Origin of the sequence: Pseudomonas cerasi (assembly GCF_900074915.1) — a bacterium.
GTDB lineage: Bacteria > Pseudomonadota > Gammaproteobacteria > Pseudomonadales > Pseudomonadaceae > Aquipseudomonas > Aquipseudomonas cerasi.
Window position 1 is genome coordinate 548,616 of sequence record NZ_LT222319.1, and the last position, 20,748, is coordinate 569,363.

The following is a 20,748-nucleotide window of genomic DNA, read 5'->3' on the forward strand; positions in this document are numbered from 1 at the left end:
GCGCGGGGGTGGACTTATAGTTGTTCGGTCGGCAGGTTTGTAGTGGGTCAACTAAACCCGATCACTGAGTTGTCAGCGACCGAGCCATCTTGAAAACGCTGACTCAAGCGCTCAAGCCAGAGGATTTTGACGCAACGGTAGGCAACGGAGCAAGGCGCCAAGGCTTCTGTAAGACGTTTACTCGTTTCGCAACACGATCCTGTTTTTTACTTCATCCGGCTTGGTATTGGCCGGCATCACCCCATAACTATCCCTGTCTCCATAAACCGCAAGGACAGACCATGACCAACCCAACCGAAACCGCCATCCTTGCCGGCGGCTGCTTCTGGGGCATGCAAGATTTATTGCGACGCTACCCCGGCGTGCTGCACACGCGAGTCGGCTACACCGGTGGTGACGTACCGAACGCCACCTACCGCAACCACGGTAATCATGCCGAAGCGATTGAGATCGTGTTTGACCCGGCGGTGATCAGCTACCGGCAGATTCTTGAGTTCTTTTTCCAGATCCATGACCCGAGCACCCCTAACCGGCAGGGCAATGATCTTGGGCCAAGCTATCGTTCGGCGATTTACTACCTGAGCGAACAGCAAAGGGATATTGCCGAAGATACCGCGGCTGACGTGGACGCCTCGAAGCTGTGGCCGGGGCGTGTGGTCACGCAAATCGAGCCCGCGAGTGAGTTCTGGGAGGCGGAGCCGGAGCATCAGGATTATCTGGAGCGGATACCGAACGGTTATACCTGCCACTTCATCCGGCCAAACTGGAAGTTGCCCAAGCGGGCTTGAACCTGAATTGCACTGGGAAAGGCCGCGATAGGGGCAGAGCGCAAAAGCTGATCTACCTCTGTCATGCAGGCAATTGTAGGGGTAATCAGACACTTCTATCTGGCGATATTCTCGCCTGAATGAGTGTCTGGAGTTACTAGACCACTACAAGGCTGCATCTGAGAGGACCTCACCAGAAACACAAAAGCCGCGCAATGCGCGGCTTTGGAGTTGGTGGGCCCACACGGACTCGAACCGTTATGTGGTGCGTAAATTTCCGGTTTGAGTACTGTCCGTCCGGTCTTGGGGCATGTAATCTCTAGAGAAATGGGCGTTTTTTGTAAGCTGACAGACTCGGTGGAAGCGTATTTTAAATACCACCTGGGTGTCGCATTTGAATAGCCGCCACCCTCACCCCGGATTTCAGTTATCTGTTGCACCGACAACGCGAGGTATTCGATTTTTGCCCAGCAGGCGCCCTTCGGAGCGTATTGGGAATATCCTAGGGTTTGTCTGAAAAGTCAGCCCGCAAGCATCTTTCGATGCAGGCCAGTGTGACCATGGCTTTAAAGCTGCTGGCCAGTTTGTCGTAACGCGTACAGATCCGACGTTTTTCCTTAAGCCAGCTGAATACTCGCTCAATAACGTTGCGTTTTTTGTACTGAGGCCTGTCAAACAGCCGAGGCAAGCCGGGTCGAGGCTTGCGATGCATCTTGCGCAGCGGAATCACCGGCTGCATGCCGTAGCGGTCGCAGTACTGACGTATAACCTGACTGTCATAACCCTTGTCGGCAAGCACATAACGGCAACGCTTGCGCGGGCGACCCCTGCTGCCAGGAAGGCTGATCTGATCCAGCAACGGCATGAAGTGGCGCGAGTCAGCCTGCTCGCCGGGCGACAGCATGATGGCCAGCGGGAAGCCATGACTGTCGCAGGCGAGGTGTATTTTGGTGGTCAGTCCGCCCCTGCTTCGGCCGAGACAGTGGTGTTGCGGTTCCTGCGGGCCCCTTTTTTCCAGCACCGCTGGCAGCCCGGGCGGCCCGGATTGACGTGGAATCGACCATCCAGGTATCCAGATCGATAAACCCGTCTTCTCGCAAACGAAGATGAAGGTGGCGCAGAACCTGCTTGAACGTGCCGTTGTCACGCCATTGCCTGAAGCGCTGGTAAACGGTCTTCCAAGGCCCAAAACGTTCTGGAAGATCCCGCCATTTGGCGCCAGAGCACAAAATCCAGAAGATTCCATCAAGCATCTGACGATCATCGCGCCTTGGCCGCCCCATGTGTTGAGGAGGGGAAACAATGGCTTCAATGATCGCCCAACGCTCAGATGAAATTTCATAACGGCCTGTCATGACGGCTCTCCTGGCAACCAGAGGGCATCATTCTAACGAACGCGACTTTTCAGACAATCCCTAGTATTGTCAGGGGAGGCGCCGCTTGAATTCCTCAGACGCAGCCGAATGGAACCCAGCGCTTCATCGCCGATGTCGCCAACCATGCACTGGAACCCAAGTGGTCATACAAAAATCCCGACCTTAACCAATGGCTGGTAGCCAGGGGATAAATCATGGGCATGGCGTCTGCACCCAGCTCAATTGATCTCTGTACTGGTCTCCAAACGCTGCACGCAACCTTTAAAAAATGATCGCGTTGGTCACAGCTACCCTGCTGGCATCCAGCATAGGCTTTTCGGATAAGCTTAGAAGGTAGTTTTGCTCTTTGGCTACCTCTCGGAGGAGACTGTCCATTGCTACGGATAGATGCAGCAAGCCATTGAATTTGTCCTCGGTATTAAAGATAAAGCGGGAGCCATCAGGTACTACTATTCGCCTCGCTTCTTCCTTATTGTTCCACAAATAATCCAGATATCTTTGGGTCTCGGCCAATATCGCTAGTTCAAAGTAGGCGCCAGCGGAGAGGCTATGCATGTTTGCATGGTACATTATTGAGGCAATATCAAAGCTTGAGATCGTTACAGGTTTTCCCTCTGCTTCGAGCTCTGCCTTTATGTTTTTACATAATCTTATTGATTTGCGGAGCCCACCACCCGTGGTTTCACATCGTTCTCGTACCTTTTTGATGTGCAGGAAAGGCCAGTTTTCAATCGTGGTACTTTTATGCGAATCTAGGATAGTGACCGCGCGGTCATATTTCTGGCCAGAGGCTTGATAAGTGATGGTGTCATGCCAGTGGGAAGGCACGACATCTACTGGACGTGCTAATGACCCTCCTTGCAATTTGATGGCCTTAGAGCCAGAGGTGTCAATTGTCGCAGCGGGAAACGCATCACGAAGAGCTTTACTAATTTCCCCCCTGCGAGCGGTTAACACCCCAACTGAAGTGCGTGAGGTCGGTGAGCGGTACTGACCCGATGTACTCATGTGCCCACGGGCATCATAGGTATGAAAGTCAGCTTCTATCGCTAAAAGATCGACATCACTGACTCCTCGAATATGGACATTCAGTGGTACTGATCCCTGAAGCTCGAATTCGAGATTGCCGCTTGTCCTCTTCGACAACTGGTTGCTAACCCGTTCTGCGGTTTCGATGCTGATGCGGGTGTAGGTAGGATCTACCTCCTGCATCGCTCCTAAAGCAAACGTTGTATTCGGCTTGTCTTTAACCCTATGTTCCCACGCCTCTTTTGTGAGGCTTCGGTTCACGATGAAATCCTTCGCATCCATCGCGATCACAGAGGATCTATCAAGGCCCGAGCGTCTGGAGCGTAGACGGTTGATTCGTTCATTAATTGATGTGCTCATTCTTTCTCCTCAGCTCCATTCGCCCATAGGTGGGCCGACCGTAACCGTTAAAATAGTCACCCTGTGCGCAATCTAGTGATTTAGTAAACAAAAGGTTTGCGCTGCCAACATGTCCCCGAAGCTCAGGTTCGCCGGGATTAGGATCATTCCGGTAGTTATAAAGAAGGCGGTATCCGTCAGCTTCGTCGTGAACCAACGCCGCAGTGATACTGTTGGAGCCTGACTGATGTGTCTTCAAGCGCACTCTAATCTTGTCCCAAGTTTGACAAATATATACATCAGCTTTCCAGGAGCGAATCGGATTTCCTTCGGTGTCCAGTGTCGTTCCAGTGCACTGCCACTCTCCCGACAGGTCAGGAACTTTTAGATATTTAACTGCCCAGCGCCATTTCCAAATTGTCGTATTGAATAGAGCATATAACAAGGCAAAGACTATACCTGCGCCAATGAGCGACAGGGCTGTCGGTGGAAGATTTACAGGTAGGTTATACTTTTCAGCCAAATCTGCAGCTGATAGCAGCAGAAAAACCGCAATGCCGGAAATCGCGCTTGCCAGGATTGTCAAATATCTGCCGATAAGAGCTCGATTGATTCCTCCCAACAGGCTGTATTCGTGATCATGAATCATGAGACTCAACCTTCAATAGACTTAATGTCCCGGAACCCCATCAACCTGAAAAGATGGGCAGCAGTAAAGCCGCCCAGAGCCCCTGATGAGACTTCAAAAATTACTGGGTATGACACACCGAGGAGCACGTCCGACAACCGTTCGATTGTCGGTAGGTGTTGCGAGCCTGGCGAACAGCGGTCGCACAGGTGGTGTGATAGCCAAGATCAAGGCGATTGTGAACTGCCGGCAAATAGATGCACGTACTGGTATGCACCTCGTGGTCACCGTTGGTCTGTGCGTTGCGGTTGACGAAATATTGAGCCATTTTACTTACCCCGCTCTTTGTTCGATTGGGCGAGTACCGAGGCAGCTAAGGTCTTGGTGGTGGCGTTGTACTTGTTGCTGTCGAGAACATGACTGGCTTTAGTCTCCATATCGGCACCGGTTTGCTTGCCGGTCGAAGCTTGAGCCATGGCAGACCCTGCCAATTCCTTCTGGATGGCCGAGGAGCTGTCACTACGCAGGATTTTGGAGGCCAAGCTGGCCACGGGAGACGAAGTTTGTTTAGGATTTTTCGGCACGTTTGGGTGCTCCTGTATCTAGAAAAAATCGAGTAGGCAGGAGCAACCCTTGAGCGGAAAACCGAGCTGAATGGTTGACATCCAAAGTCGGTTTTTCTCTAATGCGCGTCCCACCAGTGTCCGCATTGGCTCAGGGATTGGCGGGTATGTGTGCTCGGCGTCCAAACTTTGCACGCATACCCGCTGTGTTCACTGACACCTCAGCCTCTCGCAAAAACACAACATGTAGTGCTGATGTCGAGATGACCTACAAGATAATGGGGTCAAAATGACATTGCAAGGTAACAACCCTGTGGATAACTTGTGCGCAAATCAGTGCTTGGATCCATTTTACCCCTGTATGTATGCCCAGCCCTTCTAAATCGGGGGGTAGGACGTTCATCATTGAAATAATTTGAAACACACTCCACTCGCATACCCGTGTTGTGCTGTTGAACAGCCATCCTAAGTATTTAAAAGTGACAATCTAGTGGCGTCATTTCTCCATTAACTCTAGTTTGGTTTTACCGTCAGTTGCTGTTCCTGAGCTCTTTCCACGGCCAGTGGGCGACGCTAAAAAACGTCCATTGAAAACATTCGGGCGGGGTATTGCGGGGCTATTTCCTCTGTCATATGATCACGCTAGGCGGTGATGGTCGCCTGGCGCCTGTTTCGCGAAGCAATAGCCCATCTGTGACACCTTCAGTTTTACATCGGCATGTCCCTAACCAGACGCTGCCCGGTGAACAGGCAATCGGACACCTAAGCGTCGTTGATTTAGGAACCTTTGCCATGTCTGATTTTTCCCCGCTAAACATCTTCAAATCCCAAGCTAAACAGCTTGCTCGTGATCAGGGCCTGAAGCTTTCTATCGCTCAAGAAACCCTTGTGCAAAAAGCGGGCTTCGCTGATTACCATGAGCTTTCTGTCGTCGCTCAACGGAATCCCAAGGATCCGCGTCTGATGTTGGCCGTTTTTGGGATCAAAGACTTTTCCCAAGCGATCCATGAGGATGATGTCTACGCCGACCTGGATCTAGAGCTGGAGGATCAGCTCTCCGGTGCGATTGCGGATACCAATGCAAGTGGATTCACGATTGATGCTCTTGAAGTGGAAGCCGCCGACTACAGCGATACAACCGGGAAGCTCACATTGGGGCTCTCCCTTACGTACCAGGGGCAGCAAGATCAGGAAAGGATGTATCACGGTGCAGCGTTCTTCCTCAATGCAACGGTTGAGCTACTGCGCCGCGAAGGTAAGTGGCTGCTGAGTGAGGAGGGCGTTTCCATCATCAGCGGTGAATCTGATGCTGATCGCGACCGTAGATCTGAGCAGGAGTATTGGGCAACAGTGGAAGAAGCCCGGAGTAGTAACCGGATGTCCATGGCTCAAGCCCTTGCGATTGAACTCGGGATATCCGCCGACGACGCCGAGCTCTTGTCCGGAGCAGAGATCACGACCAACGAATCGGATGACGGACTCGTATATAGCTACTGGATCAATCTTGAACCGGAAGCTGAAGGCGAACTGAGAGCAGACCTGCTGGCGCGATTCGGCTCTTTGAAGTACGAGCTAGGCCCGAGCTTCTTCGACGATATTGAGCACGAGTTCTGAGATTGATGAGGTGATGGCCAGCTGAAAGCTGGCCATTCAAAACAATCACCCTCATCCCCCTGTTCACAAAACTGGCCCCTATTTGTCACCGCCACTGTAAAAATGACCCCCTAACGCCAACCTAGAATTGACCCCCCTGGGTAAAACTGGCGGCTTTGAGCTGCCAATATGTTGACCCAGGAGCAGTCTGTGGAAATTAAAGTGTTGGCCCGTCAGGGCCATGGCATCAAATTCATCGCCCGTGAGCTGGGTATTTCGCGTAACACCGTGCGCAAGTACCTGCGAAAGGCCCGGTCGCTACCCAGTGACAAGGTGAGACCCGCACGTCCGTGCAAAATCGACCCCTTCAAGGACTACCTGCACGAGCGTATTGAGGCGGCGCGCCCACACTGGATTCCGGCGACCGTCCTGCTGCGTGAGATCACGGCATTGGGGTACAGCGGCGGCGTCAGTCGTCTGAAGGCTTATATTCGCCCCTTCAAACGTAAGGCAGAAGAGCCGGTGGTACGTTTCGAGACACTGCCCGGCAAGCAGATACAGGTGGACTTCACCACCATTCGACGAGGCCGTCAGCCGCTTAAGGCGTTCGTGGCGACACTTGGTTTTAGTCGAGCAAGCTTTGTCCGTTTCTCCGAGCGAGAGGACAGCGAAGCCTGGCTGACAGGGCTTCGGGAGGCGTTCGCTTACTTTGGCGGCGTGCCCGAGCAGGCATTGTTTGATAACGCCGGAACCATCATCACCGAGCGAGATGCTTTTGGGGAGGGCCAGCACCGTTGGCATCCCCGATTGGCTGCGCTGGCCGATGAGTTTGGTTTTATTCCCAAGGTCTGCCGCCCTTACCGTGCCCAGACCAAGGGCAAGGTTGAGCGCTTCAACGGGTATCTGAAGGGCAGTTTCATTACCCCGTTGGCCGCTACGCTCAAGAGTGCGGGTCTGACGCTGGATGTGGTGACGGCCAACGCACATATCGGCCAATGGCTCGACGAAGTCGCTCATCAGCGGATTCACGGCACGACGGGTGTTCAACCGGCGGTACGTCTGGCCCAAGAGCAGCAGGTACTATTACCACTGCCAACACAGAGCCTGCGCCCGCAACCCGCCCAAGGCCTACGCCTGGGACGGGTCCTGCCGTACGAGAGCTTGCAGCATCCGCTGTCGGTTTATGAGCAACTGCTGGAGGTGAGAGCATGAACCTTCAACATGCTCGCCTGACAGAACTATGCAAGGGGCTAAAGCTTGAGCGCGTCGGGGTGGACTGGCCGCACCTGGCCCAACAAGCAGCAAGCGGCGAAGACAGCTTTGCCGACTTCCTCGAAAAGCTGCTGGCTGCCGAGACCGATGCCCGAAGTGAACGCTCTCGACAGGCCCTGCTGAAAACTGCCGCGCTGCCCGCTGTGAAAACGCTGGAGCAATACGACTTCGCGTTTGCCACCGGCGTCCCCCGGGCACAGCTCCAGGAGCTGGCAGCACTGAGTTTTGTTGGACGTGCCGAGAACATCGTGTTCCTGGGGCCTAGTGGTGTAGGCAAGAGCCACCTGGCTATCGCCCTGGCCTACCGGGCAGTGATGGCCGGTATCAAAACCCGCTTCGTCACGGCGGCTGACTTGATGCTGCAACTGACCGCTGCGCACCGCCAGGAACGGCTCAAGGAATACTTCAGTCGTGTGGTGATGGCCCCTGGGTTGTTGGTCATCGATGAAATCGGCTACCTGCCGTTTGGTCGTGATGAAGCCAACCTGTTCTTCAATGTTGTCGCCAAGCGCTACGAGCAAGGCAGCCTGATCCTCACGAGTAACTTGCCGTTTACCCAGTGGGCCGGAACCTTTGCGGATGATCAAACACTGACAGCGGCCATGCTGGACAGGCTGTTACATCATGCCCATATCGTGCAGATGACAGGTGAAAGCTATCGACTCAAGGACAAGCGCAAAGCAGGAACCAAATCTTCTCGGGCCGAACCGGCTCGAAAATATGAACCCGAGGGGGGTCAAAACTAAGTTGGCGATTTAGCACGGAAGGGGGTCACTTTTTAGTTGGCGTTGACACCTATTAACAGGATTTCCCTATCTTCTGGCCGGCAGCTATCAGATCGACCTTTCGTGAACGTCCCGCCAAGCAGATATGCCCGGGGGAACGTGCAGCCGGCTTCCGTTACCCTTGCTCAAAAAATGCGGACGGCTCTGCCATCGCTGTCTTCATCGGCACCGGCGCGTATCGTCGGAAAGTGACATTCTTATTCGGGGATGCGCTGAAGGGCTGTGGGCTTCGATCCCGTCAACTGGAGACACCAGCGACACTTTCCCGCTGGAGCAAGAAACCGGCCCGGTAGACCGGCTTTCTTAGTCATCTAAACTTTACGAACTGGGGATGAGCTTGCTGAAGGTAGTCTTTGACGAGCCCCGTGATGAACTGGTGGCCTTCATCAATCGTCATCGATATGCGTCCGGCCAACACGCGTTCAAAATTTATTAACTGGGATTATGGTGGCTGCGTATAGCCGAGCTGCTGTCGTCTAACCGGAACCGCTGAGCGAAGGTAGAAGCGCTCGCTTACACAGTCTATCCGGGCATAAACATGGCTCATGGGCTGACAAGGGCAGCCCTGACGCTCGGGCTCTACCTGCAATGCCGCTTGCCCTCCACGAATGCGCGGAAATCACCGTAGGGAATGGGCAATTTGCCGTGGAAGAAAATGGACGACGCGTGGTTGTAGAAACCATGGGGCGATCTCACATACGCCTTTGCTTTAGCTCGGGCTGCTCGAATCATTTCACGATTACTGTACCCGGCTTTTGCAACCTGGTTGGTGACGATCTGCTCTACGACCTCAGCACGCCCTGCGGCATTGAAGCTGTTTACCATAAAGGTGGCCAGGGTTCGGTAAAACCATTCTCCGCAGTGGAATAGCGTTAAAGGGGGAGCTAACAGGGCAAGCCCTGCCTGCAAATCCCCAGACTGAACCACGGACTTGTAGAACCCTGGAATGACGTCCCGAAGGTAGCCAGCTCGCACCTCATCAGGTGCGGCGATGAGATAGTTGAATGGACAAGGCGCCATAATGCTCACAAACCTTGAAACCTCAAACCCGTGGCACACAGCTAGCACTACCGCCGTGTTATTCCGGGTAGCCTGGTTGATTGCCGCAATCTCTTGGACAAGCTCTTCCCATCCGACATATTCCTTGCTGGCGTGGAGGAAGATTCCTTTCGCCGGGTCGCCATGGCACTCGAAATGGAGTACGGGAGAGAGGACACCTGATCTGCATTCAGCGTGCACCAGCCTCAGTGCTGCAATAAGCATCTGCTTGCTTTTGATCTTGTGGAAGCTGCAGTACCCAGCCCGGCCAATGGCAGCGGAGTGGTCGAGCAAGTCCTCGTAAAGCCGCCGCCCAGTCTGCATCTCGCCTTCACCGAGCGCATCGAAAATGATCAAGCCGTTGTTTTGACATATCGAGGTGTAAACCAGCTCTTCCATAGTCACCATTATCCAGATGGGACGGGTTGCCTATCATGCTTCTGCGCCCTGGCGAAGCGCGCAACACGTCTGCCTACGAAATATCGAAAGTCCGTATCTTGATCGAAACACCGAAACTTGTGTATTCGTCTTCGACATCGCCATTGCGACCTACCGGTAGTAGTACGCAGATGAGCTTCTGGGTGTTGCCGCTGACCGAAAACTGACCCAGTAGAGGCTGTTCTGCCGACTGAAAACTGACCCAGGTGTTCAACTGCTTCTGCTCACTTTTTGAGCAGGAGAACACAGGGTGATCAGCATGGAAATGTTGGGAAAAATCCGGCGGATGTACTTCCGCGACAAGCTCTCGCTGCATCAGATAGCCAAGCGTACCGGGCTGTCGAGAAACACCATCCGAAAATGGGTCAGAGCGCCCGAAGCCAATCAACCGGCGTACCAACGGTGCGCATCCTTCAATAAGCTCAACCCTTTTCACGAGACCTTAGAGCAGGCGCTCAAGGCTGATTCGTTCCGGCCAAAACACAACCGTAGGAGCGCCAAGGCACTTTTTGAGCAGATCAAGGCCGAGGGTTATGACGGCGGTTACAGCCAGCTCACGGCGTTTGTCCGCTCTTGGCGGTGCGAGCAAGGCAAGTCTGTACGCGCTTTTGTACCGCTGACTTTTGCCCTCGGTGAGGCCTTTCAGTTTGACTGGAGCGAAGAAGGCCTGCTGATCGGTGGCCTGTTTCGACGTATCCAGGTCTCCCATATGAAGCTGTGCGCAAGTCGCGCGTTCTGGTTGGTTGCGTACCCCAGTCAAGGCCACGAGATGCTGTTTGATGCCCATACACGTTCGTTTGGAGCGTTGGGTGGCGTGCCACGTCGCGGCATCTACGACAACATGAAAACGGCTGTCGACAAGGTTAACAAAGGCAAAGGCCGCACGGTCAATGCCCGGTTTTCCGTGATGTGCGCGCACTATCTGTTCGATCCGGACTTCTGCAACGTGGCCTCTGGCTGGGAGAAAGGCATCGTCGAAAAGAACGTGCAAGACAGCCGGAGGCGAATCTGGCTCGATGCTCAAAATTGCATGTTCCATACCTTCGAGGAGCTGAACGTCTGGCTCGGCCAACGCTGTCGTACGCTCTGGGCTGAACTTGTACATCCGCAGTACAACGGTTTGACGGTGGCAGAAGCCCTGGAGCTGGAGCAGGCTGAAATGATGCCGATGCCGACGGCCTTTGATGGCTACGTGGAACGCACCGTCCGTGTCTCTAGCACCTGCCTGATCAGCGTGGCGCGCAATCGTTATTCGGTGCCTTGCGAGCGTGTGGATCAATGGGTCAGCAGCCGTTTGTACCCTTCGCGAATCGTGGTCATTGCCGACGAAACGGTGATCGCCAGTCACGAGCGCCTCTTTGATCGAGATCAGATCGGTTTTGACTGGCAGCACTACATCCCACTCATCGAACGCAAGCCTGGTGCACTGCGCAATGGCGCTCCATTTGCTGATCTGCCAAAACCGTTACAGCTTCTTAAACGCGGACTGAGGCGTCACACCAACGGTGATCGAATCATGATGCAGGTACTGGCTGCTGTGCCCATCGCCGGTCTCGAACCAGTGCTGGTGGCGGTGGAGCTGGTACTTGAATCGGGAAGTCTGAGCGCCGATCACATCCTCAATGTCGTTGCCCGCCTGACCTCCACCGCACCACCTCCCTGTGTAGAAACCAGCCTGCAACTCAAAGTGGCGCCGGTTGCCAATACAGCACGCTACGACCGGCTCCGTACGACCGATGAGGAGAATCGCAATGCGTGACCTAATGACTGAACTCAAAGAACTGCGCCTGCACGGCATGGCCAGTGCTTGGGAAGAACTGGTCTCTCAAGGAACAGCGTCGACGGCTTCATCGAAATGGCTGCTGGAACATCTGCTTCAGCAGGAACATGCGGATCGCGCGGTGCGCTCGGTGAATCATCAGATGAACATGGCAAAACTCCCCATGCACCGTGACTTAGCTGGCTTTGACTTCAGCGCTTCCAGCGCTGATGCCCGGCTGGTCAGCGATCTATCCAGCTTGGCGTTCACTGAAACCGCGCAGAATGTCGTGTTCATCGGCGGCCCTGGCACCGGGAAAACACACCTGGCCAGTGCCTTGGCTGTATCCGGAATCACGGCCTACAACAAACGCGTGCGCTTCTTTTCCACGGTGGATCTGGTGAATCTGCTGGAGCGTGAGAAGTACGATGGCAAGGCAGGGCGAATCGCCCAGGCACTGCTGCGCACAGACCTGGTGATACTGGATGAACTCGGATATTTGCCCTTCAGCCAAAGCGGTGGCGCCCTGTTATTTCACCTGCTGTCCAAACTGTACGAACACACCAGCGTGGTCATCACCACCAACCTGAGCTTCTCGGAATGGTCGAGTGTGTTTGGCGACGCCAAGATGACCACCGCGTTGCTGGATCGGCTGACACACCACTGCCACATCGTCGAAACGGGCAACGAGTCCTACCGCCTACAACACAGCACATTGGCTGCCCAGACAAAGATCAAAACACGCGAACGAAAGCGAAAGGACGGAAATGATATCGAGGACGATGAGCCATTTTGATCCGCACCATAAATGCCCTGCTGCATGCGGTGGGGCTTGATGCGTCTTCAATCGGAACACTGCTGCTAAGCTTATCCACAATTGCTGGGGCAAAAATCAGCAATCCGTCCTGGGTCAATTTTCAATCGGCAGGGTGGGTCAGTTTTCAATCAGCGCCAACAGCTTTGGCAAACATCGCGGTGTGAGAGCCTCAAATCGCCCGCTATCCGCGAGCGATTGGCGAAATGTGGCATGGCCGAGTAGAGACGAAAACCGGGAGCCTTGATGCGGATTAAGTAAGAAACCTCAACTAGATAAGAGATCGCTCCAAGCCAGCCACGGACGAAAATGAGGCGACCTCACCGGAGCCCTAATGGTGCCGTTCACCGATAGGTGAGCGGTTAGCCTAGGGAGCGTGAGATAAAAAGGGGATCTTTTAATGAAAACCGCACTCATGGAGTGCGGCTTTTGAATTGGTGGGCCCCCCCGGAGTCGAACCGGGCACCAACGGATTATGCGTACCACTTCAGTTTTCACTGCCTCTTTCGAGTTCGTGGTCTGGACTGTCTCTTACCTTTCGGCTCGCCCGTACAGTCTCTACACCTTCCTTGAAATCTCAAGGCTTGGCTCGGGATTACCACGCTGATGCAGAGGCTTCCCCGAATTTGAGCGATTCTACCAAGGGACAGAGTCAACTTATCCCAGGGCAACCCATTTGCTCATCACCATGCCCTGCGAAGGGGGGAGGTTCTGAGCCGTTAAGTCCGCTGCTCTAACCAACATGAGCTAGAGGCCCGAATTTGCTGCGTAAAGCTATCAAATCCACGGTTCAAATACCACACTGTGATCCATACCACATAAGAACCGTGGACCAAAGGATTATGAGTCCTCTGCTCTAACCAACTGAGCTATGGGCCCTCAGTAGGTCGCGGATTATAACGGCGGTTTCGCGGCTGTGCTATCCGAAAAGTCCGAAAGATTCATAAGAAGAAATCGCTCGCGGAATTCTTCGGCGTCGAGGGGCAGGCTGACGATGTAGCCCTGGATCTGTTCGCGGCCTTCGCTGGTCAGAAATTGCTGCTGTTCGCTGTTCTCCACGCCCTCGGCGATCACGGTCAGTTGCAGGCTGCGCCCTAGCGCGATGATGGCGCGGACGATGGCGGCGTCGTGGGTGTCTTCCGGCAGGCCGCGGACGAAGGACTGGTCGATCTTGAGGATGTCCAGTGGCAGGCGTTTGAGGTAGCTCAGTGAGGAGTAGCCGGTGCCGAAGTCGTCGATCGCCAGTTGCACGCGGAGTGTTTTCAATTGGTGCAGCACGGCCAGCGCTTCCTGTGTCTGGCTCATGATGAAGTTTTCGGTGATTTCCAGTTGCAGGCAGCCGGGTTCGAGGCCGTTGTCAGTGAGCAGTTGTTCGATGCGTTCGAGCAGGTTGGTCTGGCGCAGTTGCGCGCCTGCCAGGTTCACCGACAACGGGCCGAACGGCTGGCAGGCCTTGCGCCATACACCCATCTGGCGGCAGGCCTGCTCCAGCACCCAGTCGCCGATCTGCAGGATCATGCCGTTTTCTTCTGCCAGGGGAATGAAGTGCTCGGGCGGCACATCGCCAAAGGTCGGGTGGTTCCAGCGGATCAGGGCTTCTGCGCCTGCCAGTGTGTGGTTCGTCAGGTTGATTTTGGGCTGGTAGGCCAACGTCAGTTGATTGCGCTCCAAGGCTCTTCTCAGCTCCTGCTCGAGGGCGATGCGCTCGCTGGCCTGGTCACTGAGGTCGCAGGTATAGCTTTCGACCCGGTTACGGCCTTTTGCCTTGGAGCGGTACATCGCCGCGTCGGCATTTTTGACCAGCGTGGCTACGTCTGTGCCGTCGGTGGGGAACACACAGCTGCCGATGCTGGGGCTGATGTAGAGCTCATGTTCGCCAGCCTCGAAGGGCGTGTTGAAGCAGGCCAGTAATTTATTGGCGATGGCTTGTGCGTCGCTGGCTTGCAGCAGGCCGGGCAGCAGAACGATGAACTCGTCGCCGCCCAGGCGCGCGACGGTGTCGATGTCGCGCAGGGTTTCCTTGAGCCGGTGTGCGATGCCTTTCAGCAACAGGTCGCCGACCGGGTGGCCCAGGCTGTCATTGATGTGCTTGAAGCGATCCAGATCGAGGAACAGGACTGCGCCGAGGCTGCCGGATTCTTCGCTGTGCAGCAGAGCGGCCTGAAGCCGGTTCTCGAACAGTGTTCGGTTGGGCAGGCCAGTGAGCGGATCATGATGGGCCTGATAGTCGAGGCGCGCCTGGGCATGTTTGAGGCTGGAAATGTCGGCGAAGACGGCGACGAAGTGGGTCAGGAGGTTGTCCTTGTTGCGCACGGCACTGATGGTCAGCCAGCTCGGGTAAAGCTCGCCGTTCTTGCGGCGGTTGCTGATTTCACCCTGCCAGTGGCCCTCGGCCGCCAGTTGGTGCCACATCGCGGCGTAGAACGCGCTGTCGTGTTGGCCAGAGGCAAGCAGGCGAGGGGTTTTGCCGATGGCTTCACTTTCGCTGTAGCCAGTGATTTCCGTGAATGCACGGTTGACGGCGCTGATGGTCTGGTCGGTATTGGTGATGAGCACTCCTTCGGCAGTGCTCTCGAAAACGGTGGCCGCCAGATGGAGTTTCTCCTGCATTTGCCTGCTTTCGGTGATATCCCGGGTAGTCGTCAGCAGACAGTCTTCACCGGCAATGATGACGGGTTGAGATGACAGCTCGCACAGTCGAACATCGCCATTGCTGTTACGAATCCGGACCCGCAGATCCCTGACGAAACCATATTGTTTCATTTGCTCGATGAGTCTTGAGCGTTCGCTGAGGTCGACCCAGATGCCCAGGTCGAATGTCGAGTGGTCAAGGCAGTACTTTTCGCTATACCCGGTCAAGCGGCAGAACCCTTCGTTGACCTCCAGCAGCATGCCGTCCTGCTGCCGGGTAATCGCCATCCCGTCAGGCGAGGCATGAAAGGCTTTGGCGAACTTCTCTTCGGAAAGCTGCAATTGTTGCCGGGCCTGTTTGAGCTGGGTAATGTCACGCACTATCACCAGCACGGCAGGTATCGGGCTATGCTCGAACGGTTGGGCGGACATGAGCCCTGAAAAGGTTTCGCCGTTTTTGCGCCGAAAGGGTATCTCCAGATTATGGATATCGCCGGTCTGCAATTGCAGCAAGGCTTTTGGGCCGATGCCTGGCACTGCCCACAGATTCAGTTCTGTCGGTGTCTTGCCAATTACTTCATCAAGGGGGATGCCGGTTCGCTCTACGAACGCCTCGTTGGCATCCATGATGTGCCCGTCAGCAAGGCTGACGATAAGCATGGCATCCGGGCATTGAGCGAAGATCGAGGCGAATTTTCCTTCGGGCAGGCATGACGCTTCCCGGTCACTTTTGTTGATTACTCCACGCATATGCGGCTTACGTCCGTGTCTGACTATCGCTGATGATGGTGTGGCGTAACCCTGTAACTTCAATGATCCAAGGCTTGATTTGAAAAGCGCTGTTGTCTGGTGTGATACATAGTTGTAGGTCAATTTGTCAGGCGCTGCAATTAGACTGACGTCTGACCTCTTCTTGTTTTGGTCAATTGACGACTGGGCCTGCAAAGTTTGAATTTTCTTCTGCCCGGAAACGCAAAACCCCCGGCATGCCGGGGGTCTTGTTGACTCGCTGGTGCGATTACTCGTCGAGGAACGAGCGCAGGTGCTCGCTTCTTGTCGGGTGACGCAGCTTGCGCAGTGCCTTGGCTTCGATCTGACGAATCCGCTCGCGGGTTACATCGAACTGCTTACCAACCTCTTCAAGGGTGTGGTCGGTATTCATATCGATGCCGAAACGCATGCGCAGAACCTTGGCTTCACGGGCAGTAAGCCCCGACAGCACTTCGCGTGTCGCTTCTTTCAGGCTTTCGACAGTGGCGACATCGATTGGCGACTGCATGGTCGAGTCTTCGATGAAGTCACCCAGGTGCGAATCTTCGTCGTCACCGATCGGGGTTTCCATGGAGATCGGCTCTTTCGCGATCTTCAATACCTTGCGGATTTTATCCTCAGGCATTTCCATGCGTTCACCCAGCTCTTCCGGGGTCGGTTCGCGACCCATTTCCTGCAACATCTGCCGGGAAATACGGTTGAGTTTGTTGATCGTCTCGATCATGTGCACCGGAATACGAATGGTGCGTGCCTGGTCGGCAATCGAGCGAGTGATCGCCTGACGGATCCACCAGGTGGCATAGGTCGAGAACTTGTAGCCACGACGGTATTCGAACTTGTCCACAGCCTTCATCAAGCCGATGTTGCCTTCCTGGATCAGATCGAGGAATTGCAGGCCACGGTTGGTGTACTTCTTGGCGATGGAGATCACCAGACGCAGGTTCGCTTCAACCATCTCTTTCTTCGCGCGGCGGGCCTTGGCCTCACCGATCGACATGCGACGGTTGATGTCCTTGATCTCGGCGATTTTCAGGCCGGTCTCTTCTTCCAGTGCGGACAGCTTCTGCTGGCAACGCTGGATGTCAGGCTGCAGGCGACCGATGGCCTCGGCGTATTTGCTCTTGCCCTTGGCCAGTGCGTCAGTCCAGCTTTCGTCAACTTCGTTGCCTGGGAACTGGCGCAGGAAGTCGGCGCGCGGCATACGTGCATCACGTACACACAGCTGCATGATGGCGCGTTCCTGGGCACGAAGACGCTCAAGGGCACCGCGTACACGCTCCACCAGACCTTCAAACTGTTTTGGAACCAGCTTGATCGGCATGAACAGTTCGGCCAGTGCAACCATTTCGGCAATGGCGTGCTTGTCGTCGCGACCAAATTTCTTCAGGGCCTTGCGGGTGATTTCCATTTGATCGGAAACCGCACCGAAGCGCTGCTGGGCGATGACCGGATCAGGACCGCTCTCGACTTCGTCTTCTTCGTCGCTGGCGTCTGCCGACTCTTCCTCGTCGTCATCGGCACCTTCGGCCTTGACGGCCTTGGGGTCGACAGGCGGCGGGACTTCGGCAGGCGGCGCAATGCCGTCGTCCGGGTCGATATAGCCACTCAGAACATCGGAAAGGCGACCGCCTTCACTGGTGACGCGTGTGTATTCGGAGAGAATGTGGTCAACCGTGCCTGGGAAGTGCGCGATTGCGCCCATCACTTCACGGATGCCTTCTTCGATACGTTTGGCGATTTCGATTTCGCCTTCACGGGTCAGAAGTTCAACGGTGCCCATTTCCCGCATGTACATACGAACAGGATCGGTGGTACGACCGATGTCGGTTTCGACCGCTGCCAACGCTGCAGCCGCTTCTTCTGCGGCTGCCTCGTCGGTATCGGCGTCGGCCAGCATCAAGGCGTCCGCATCCGGAGCACTCTCGTGTACCGGGATCCCCATGTCGTTGATCATGCGGATGATGTCTTCCACCTGCTCGGGATCTGAAATATCCTCGGGCAAGTGGTCGTTGACCTCTGCGTAAGTCAGATACTTCTGCTCACGACCCAGGGTGATCAACTCTTTGATACGAGATTGCTGTTGCGCTTTTCCGGACATAACACCCTATCCACTGAAGGTCTTGGCGGGCAAAAAACAAGCCGAGGATTATACCCGAGCTATGACCTCACGCGCCAGTTGAGGTCGGGGTTTGTGCGGGAACATTGCGATTTAGCAGTTCCCTAAGCTGAATTTTCTCTTCTGCGCTCAGCTCGGTCTGCCGAGCCTTGCTGATCAGATGTTCCAGACTGCGCTCGCGTTGGCGAGCGGATAAGCTAGTTATAGTGTCGAAAAACTGTTGTTCAAGGTTGTCGGCCTCAATCAGCCATTCCTTTTCTGCCAGTGCGCGCAGCAAACGGCCCTGCTCAGTCCCGTGCCATCGCGCTATCAACTGTAACGACCGAAGGTTCGGATTCTTTTGCCTGGCCTCGATAAGAGCGACCAGCAGTTGTGCGTTGGATTGGTCTTCTGCAGCGAAATGGCTGGCATTTTCGACCTTTTCCGCCAATTCGGGGTGATGCAGCAAGGTTCTCAGTGCGGCCTGCATGGGCGGCTCGACGGCGGTGGGGACGCGCGGCGTGCGAGGTTCGAAGTCCTGGCGCTTGCCTTTTTTGCCCCAGGATTTGTTGTCCCATTTTTTTTGATTCGGACCGCCGGTTTTCTTCTGCGTCCATTCCTGTTGAGGCTCGTAACCGCCTTGTGGCTGGTAATCGGCAAAATCAGGCATGGCGTCGTAGTCGACATACGGGTCGTAACTCGGTGGCGCCTCCGCTGGCGCGCTCTGCACCAGCTGGCTGACGGCCTCGCCGGTCAGCCCGGTAATTTCGGTCAGGCGCTGACGCATCAGAATACGCAGGTTCGCGCCGGGCACCTTGTCGATCAATGGCGCCGCGAGGGTGGCCATGTGCGCCTTGCCCTCCAGCGAGCGCGGGTCGGACTCTTTGGTCAGTTGCTCGAAAAAATAATCGGCCAGCGGCTGCGCGTGCTGATTGATACGTGCCTTGAACGCATCTGTGCCCTCGGAGCGCACCAGCGTGTCCGGGTCTTCGCCCTCGGGAAGAAACAGAAAGCGCGCCCGGCGTCCGTCCTGCAGGTTCGACAGGGTCGCTTCCAGTGCCCGCCATGCAGCGTTACGCCCGGCCTGATCGCCGTCGAAGCAGAACAGCACGTTGGGCACCACCCTGAACAGGCGCTTCAAGTGCTCTTCGCTGGTCGCAGTACCCAGCGTGGCCACGGCATTGCGCAAGCCTTGCTGGGCCAGGGCGATGACGTCCATGTAGCCTTCGACGACGATGATTTCATCGAGGTTGCGATTGAATTTGCGCGCCTCGAACAACCCGTACAGCTCCTGACCCTTGTGGAAAACCGGTGTTTCCGGGGAGTTCAGGTACTTGGGTTTGTCATCACCCAGTACGCGGCCGCCAAAGGCAATGACACGCCCGCGTGAATCGCGAATCGGAAACATCACCCGGTCGCGGAAGCGGTCGTAGCGTTTGCCGGTTTCGGCGTTCTCGATCAGCAGGCCGGCATCGATCATCACCTTTTGCTGCAATGAGTCGCTGCTCAGGTGCTTGTACAGGTTGTCCCAGCCGGGAGGGGCGAAGCCCAGGCCAAAGTCCCTGGCGATTTCGCCGGACAGCCCGCGGCCCTTGAGGTAATCCACCGCAGCCTTGCGTGACGGGTGGCTTTTCAGGGCCTGACGGTAGAACTCGGCTGCGGCGGTCAGCAGCGGGTAGAGCGGGGAATCGGTCGGTTGCCGGGGCTTCTGGCCTTTTATGCTCTGTTCGCGAGGCACTTCCATGCCGGCGGCCTTGGCCAGGTCCTCGACGGCCTGGGGGAAGTCCAGGTTGTCGTGGTCCATGATGAAGCCGAGCGCGTTGCCACCTGCGCCGCAACCGAAACAGTAATAGAACTGCTTGTCCGGGCTGACGCTGAAAGACGGTGTTTTCTCTTTGTGGAACGGACAGCACGCGGTGTAATTCTTCCCGGCTTTCTTGAGCTGCACGCGCGAGCTGACAACATCGACTATATCGGTGCGGTTCAGAAGGTCGTCGATAAAGCTCTGGGGAATCAGCCCGGCCATGGCGTTCTCATCATTCAAGCGTGGTGCAAAAGTATCGGATGACTCTACGAGCGTTCCGTCAGCCTGTCAGCCGTCTTTTTGAAGACGTTGGCAATAAACGGGCACGTCTTTGCATCCGAAGGGCGGTGTTGGCCTGAAAGGGATAAAGCTTGATCCCGCGAGTGGATCAGAAAGGCCGCAAGCTTCGTTGTCCACGAGAAGTGGTCAGAGCTTGAAGGCACGGAAGACGCTGCCTTGGCTGAGCTTCTTGCGAAGTCATCAAGGCATACTCGTCTGGTCATCGGTCGATGTGCTGCCCGAGTGGGCATGACCGATGTAGCCTGTGAACAGGCTGGACGTGCTTGACTGACATATCCGAGTCGCATCGGCGGCTTGGACAGGATCAATCAATAACGCTAACGCAAAACAGCGAAGCTGTAACTGCCGACAGCCCGGCTGGTTGGCCGGGCAAGGCAGAAGCTTGCGACGAAGGTCTGTAAATTAATACAGACGAACGGCGCGGCGCTGTTCGCGCTGGACTTTCTTGGCGTGGCGTTTGACAGCAGCTGCTGCCTTGCGCTTACGCTCCGAAGTCGGCTTCTCGTAAAATTCGCGGCTACGAACTTCAGCCAGAACACCGGCTTTTTCGCAGGAGCGCTTGAAACGACGCAGAGCTACGTCGAAGGGTTCGTTCTCTTTAACTTTGACGGCTGGCATCCAGAGCTACCTTCATTCATTACCGGGGTCAACGCTCAGTGCAAACACTGCACAAAAGTACGTCGGTTTTTAAGGGTTGCGGATGTTAACCCCTCATTGAGAGGAATGCAAAGCCTCTGATCGAAAAC

General features: G+C 55.4%; 16 protein-coding genes and 1 pseudogene. 7 read left to right on the top strand and 10 right to left on the bottom strand.

Features of this window, described 5'->3' with window-relative positions:
• Positions 1-281: 281 nt before the first annotated feature.
• The gene (gene msrA / locus PCPL58_RS04930) at positions 282-788 is read left to right on the top strand and encodes a peptide-methionine (S)-S-oxide reductase MsrA (protein ID WP_003372371.1); all 507 of its coding nucleotides are present in this window, start codon (positions 282-284) and stop codon (positions 786-788) included.
• A 571-nt stretch (positions 789-1,359) separates the two neighbouring features.
• Here the strand turns inward: msrA and PCPL58_RS29105 are convergent.
• From PCPL58_RS29105 to PCPL58_RS04950, 4 genes and pseudogenes are all read right to left on the bottom strand, one after another.
• Positions 1,360-2,122: pseudogene (locus PCPL58_RS29105) on the bottom strand (IS5 family transposase); the annotation flags it as partial.
• A 282-nt stretch (positions 2,123-2,404) separates the two neighbouring features.
• Positions 2,405-3,532, bottom strand: coding sequence for a nucleotidyltransferase family protein (locus PCPL58_RS04940; RefSeq protein ID WP_065348935.1), 1,128 nt, complete (start codon positions 3,530-3,532; stop codon positions 2,405-2,407).
• On the bottom strand, positions 3,516-4,160 hold the full coding sequence (locus PCPL58_RS04945; RefSeq protein WP_065348936.1) for a Cap15 family cyclic dinucleotide receptor domain-containing protein: 645 nt from the start codon (positions 4,158-4,160) through the stop codon (positions 3,516-3,518). The genes PCPL58_RS04940 and PCPL58_RS04945 overlap by 17 nt, the downstream gene beginning before the upstream one ends.
• Positions 4,161-4,468: 308 nt before the next feature.
• Positions 4,469-4,723: a hypothetical protein gene (locus PCPL58_RS04950; RefSeq protein ID WP_065348937.1), complete on the bottom strand. Its 255-nt coding sequence runs from the start codon at positions 4,721-4,723 to the stop codon at positions 4,469-4,471.
• Between the two features lie 771 nt (positions 4,724-5,494).
• Between PCPL58_RS04950 and PCPL58_RS04955 the strand changes: the two genes are divergently transcribed.
• From PCPL58_RS04955 to istB (PCPL58_RS04965), 3 genes are all read left to right on the top strand, one after another.
• Positions 5,495-6,316: a hypothetical protein gene (locus tag PCPL58_RS04955; protein ID WP_065348938.1), complete on the top strand. Its 822-nt coding sequence runs from the start codon at positions 5,495-5,497 to the stop codon at positions 6,314-6,316.
• Between the two features lie 168 nt (positions 6,317-6,484).
• A complete protein-coding gene (istA, locus tag PCPL58_RS04960; RefSeq protein WP_002551322.1) occupies positions 6,485-7,507 on the top strand; it encodes an IS21-like element ISPsy4 family transposase in 1,023 nt (340 codons plus the stop codon).
• Positions 7,504-8,313, top strand: a complete 810-nt coding sequence (gene istB, locus PCPL58_RS04965) for an IS21-like element ISPsy4 family helper ATPase IstB (RefSeq protein WP_005741073.1) — start codon at positions 7,504-7,506, stop codon at positions 8,311-8,313. Before istA (PCPL58_RS04960) ends, istB (PCPL58_RS04965) begins: the two co-directional genes overlap by 4 nt.
• Positions 8,314-8,931: 618 nt before the next feature.
• Here the strand turns inward: istB (PCPL58_RS04965) and PCPL58_RS04970 are convergent.
• Both PCPL58_RS04970 and PCPL58_RS04975 read right to left on the bottom strand, forming a co-directional pair.
• Positions 8,932-9,789 (bottom strand): hypothetical protein, encoded by an 858-nt coding sequence (locus PCPL58_RS04970; RefSeq protein WP_157893888.1) that lies wholly within the window; start codon positions 9,787-9,789, stop codon positions 8,932-8,934.
• 73 nt (positions 9,790-9,862) lie between these two features.
• Positions 9,863-10,042 (bottom strand): OprD family porin, encoded by a 180-nt coding sequence (locus PCPL58_RS04975; protein WP_162273804.1) that lies wholly within the window; start codon positions 10,040-10,042, stop codon positions 9,863-9,865.
• A 45-nt stretch (positions 10,043-10,087) separates the two neighbouring features.
• Here PCPL58_RS04975 and istA (PCPL58_RS04980) point away from each other — a divergent pair, with 45 nt between their 5' ends.
• The 3 genes from istA (PCPL58_RS04980) to PCPL58_RS30695 are packed head-to-tail and all read left to right on the top strand — an operon-like array spanning position 10,088 to position 12,568.
• Entirely contained in the window at positions 10,088-11,587 is a 1,500-nt protein-coding gene (gene istA / locus PCPL58_RS04980; RefSeq protein WP_104685638.1) for an IS21-like element ISPsy20 family transposase, read from the top strand.
• A complete protein-coding gene (gene istB, locus PCPL58_RS04985; protein WP_031598096.1) occupies positions 11,580-12,383 on the top strand; it encodes an IS21-like element ISPsy20 family helper ATPase IstB in 804 nt (267 codons plus the stop codon). Before istA (PCPL58_RS04980) ends, istB (PCPL58_RS04985) begins: the two co-directional genes overlap by 8 nt.
• The gene (locus PCPL58_RS30695; protein WP_157893889.1) at positions 12,380-12,568 is read left to right on the top strand and encodes a hypothetical protein; all 189 of its coding nucleotides are present in this window, start codon (positions 12,380-12,382) and stop codon (positions 12,566-12,568) included. The genes istB (PCPL58_RS04985) and PCPL58_RS30695 overlap by 4 nt, the downstream gene beginning before the upstream one ends.
• Positions 12,569-13,295: 727 nt before the next feature.
• On the opposite strand, the gene PCPL58_RS04990 is transcribed toward PCPL58_RS30695, so the two are convergent.
• The 4 genes from PCPL58_RS04990 to rpsU form a co-directional block, all read right to left on the bottom strand.
• Complete coding sequence (locus tag PCPL58_RS04990; RefSeq protein ID WP_065348941.1) at positions 13,296-15,782, bottom strand: sensor domain-containing protein; 2,487 nt, start codon at positions 15,780-15,782, stop codon at positions 13,296-13,298.
• A 268-nt stretch (positions 15,783-16,050) separates the two neighbouring features.
• Positions 16,051-17,901 carry an RNA polymerase sigma factor RpoD gene (gene rpoD, locus PCPL58_RS04995; protein ID WP_003411788.1) on the bottom strand — a complete coding sequence of 617 codons (1,851 nt, stop codon included), beginning with the start codon at positions 17,899-17,901 and terminating at the stop codon, positions 16,051-16,053.
• Between the two features lie 67 nt (positions 17,902-17,968).
• The gene (dnaG, locus tag PCPL58_RS05000) at positions 17,969-19,924 is read right to left on the bottom strand and encodes a DNA primase (RefSeq protein WP_065348942.1); all 1,956 of its coding nucleotides are present in this window, start codon (positions 19,922-19,924) and stop codon (positions 17,969-17,971) included.
• A gap of 480 nt (positions 19,925-20,404) precedes the next feature.
• On the bottom strand, positions 20,405-20,620 hold the full coding sequence (rpsU, locus tag PCPL58_RS05005; RefSeq protein ID WP_002551877.1) for a 30S ribosomal protein S21: 216 nt from the start codon (positions 20,618-20,620) through the stop codon (positions 20,405-20,407).
• Positions 20,621-20,748 lie beyond the last annotated feature (128 nt).

Excerpts from the sequence above, each read along its gene's own strand:
- msrA (WP_003372371.1), top strand. The coding sequence starts at position 282 with ATGACCAACCCAACCGAAACCGCCATCCTTGCCGGCGGCTGCTTCTGG.
- PCPL58_RS04940 (WP_065348935.1), bottom strand. The coding sequence starts at position 3,532 with ATGAGCACATCAATTAATGAACGAATCAACCGTCTACGCTCCAGACGC.
- PCPL58_RS04945 (WP_065348936.1), bottom strand. The coding sequence starts at position 4,160 with ATGATTCATGATCACGAATACAGCCTGTTGGGAGGAATCAATCGAGCT.
- PCPL58_RS04955 (WP_065348938.1), top strand. The coding sequence starts at position 5,495 with ATGTCTGATTTTTCCCCGCTAAACATCTTCAAATCCCAAGCTAAACAG.
- istA (WP_002551322.1), top strand. The coding sequence starts at position 6,485 with ATGTTGACCCAGGAGCAGTCTGTGGAAATTAAAGTGTTGGCCCGTCAG.
- istB (WP_005741073.1), top strand. The coding sequence starts at position 7,504 with ATGAACCTTCAACATGCTCGCCTGACAGAACTATGCAAGGGGCTAAAG.
- PCPL58_RS04970 (WP_157893888.1), bottom strand. The coding sequence starts at position 9,789 with ATGGAAGAGCTGGTTTACACCTCGATATGTCAAAACAACGGCTTGATC.
- istA (WP_104685638.1), top strand. The coding sequence starts at position 10,088 with ATGGAAATGTTGGGAAAAATCCGGCGGATGTACTTCCGCGACAAGCTC.
- istB (WP_031598096.1), top strand. The coding sequence starts at position 11,580 with ATGCGTGACCTAATGACTGAACTCAAAGAACTGCGCCTGCACGGCATG.
- PCPL58_RS04990 (WP_065348941.1), bottom strand. The coding sequence starts at position 15,782 with ATGCGTGGAGTAATCAACAAAAGTGACCGGGAAGCGTCATGCCTGCCC.
- rpoD (WP_003411788.1), bottom strand. The coding sequence starts at position 17,901 with ATGTCCGGAAAAGCGCAACAGCAATCTCGTATCAAAGAGTTGATCACC.
- dnaG (WP_065348942.1), bottom strand. The coding sequence starts at position 19,924 with ATGGCCGGGCTGATTCCCCAGAGCTTTATCGACGACCTTCTGAACCGC.
- rpsU (WP_002551877.1), bottom strand. The coding sequence starts at position 20,620 with ATGCCAGCCGTCAAAGTTAAAGAGAACGAACCCTTCGACGTAGCTCTG.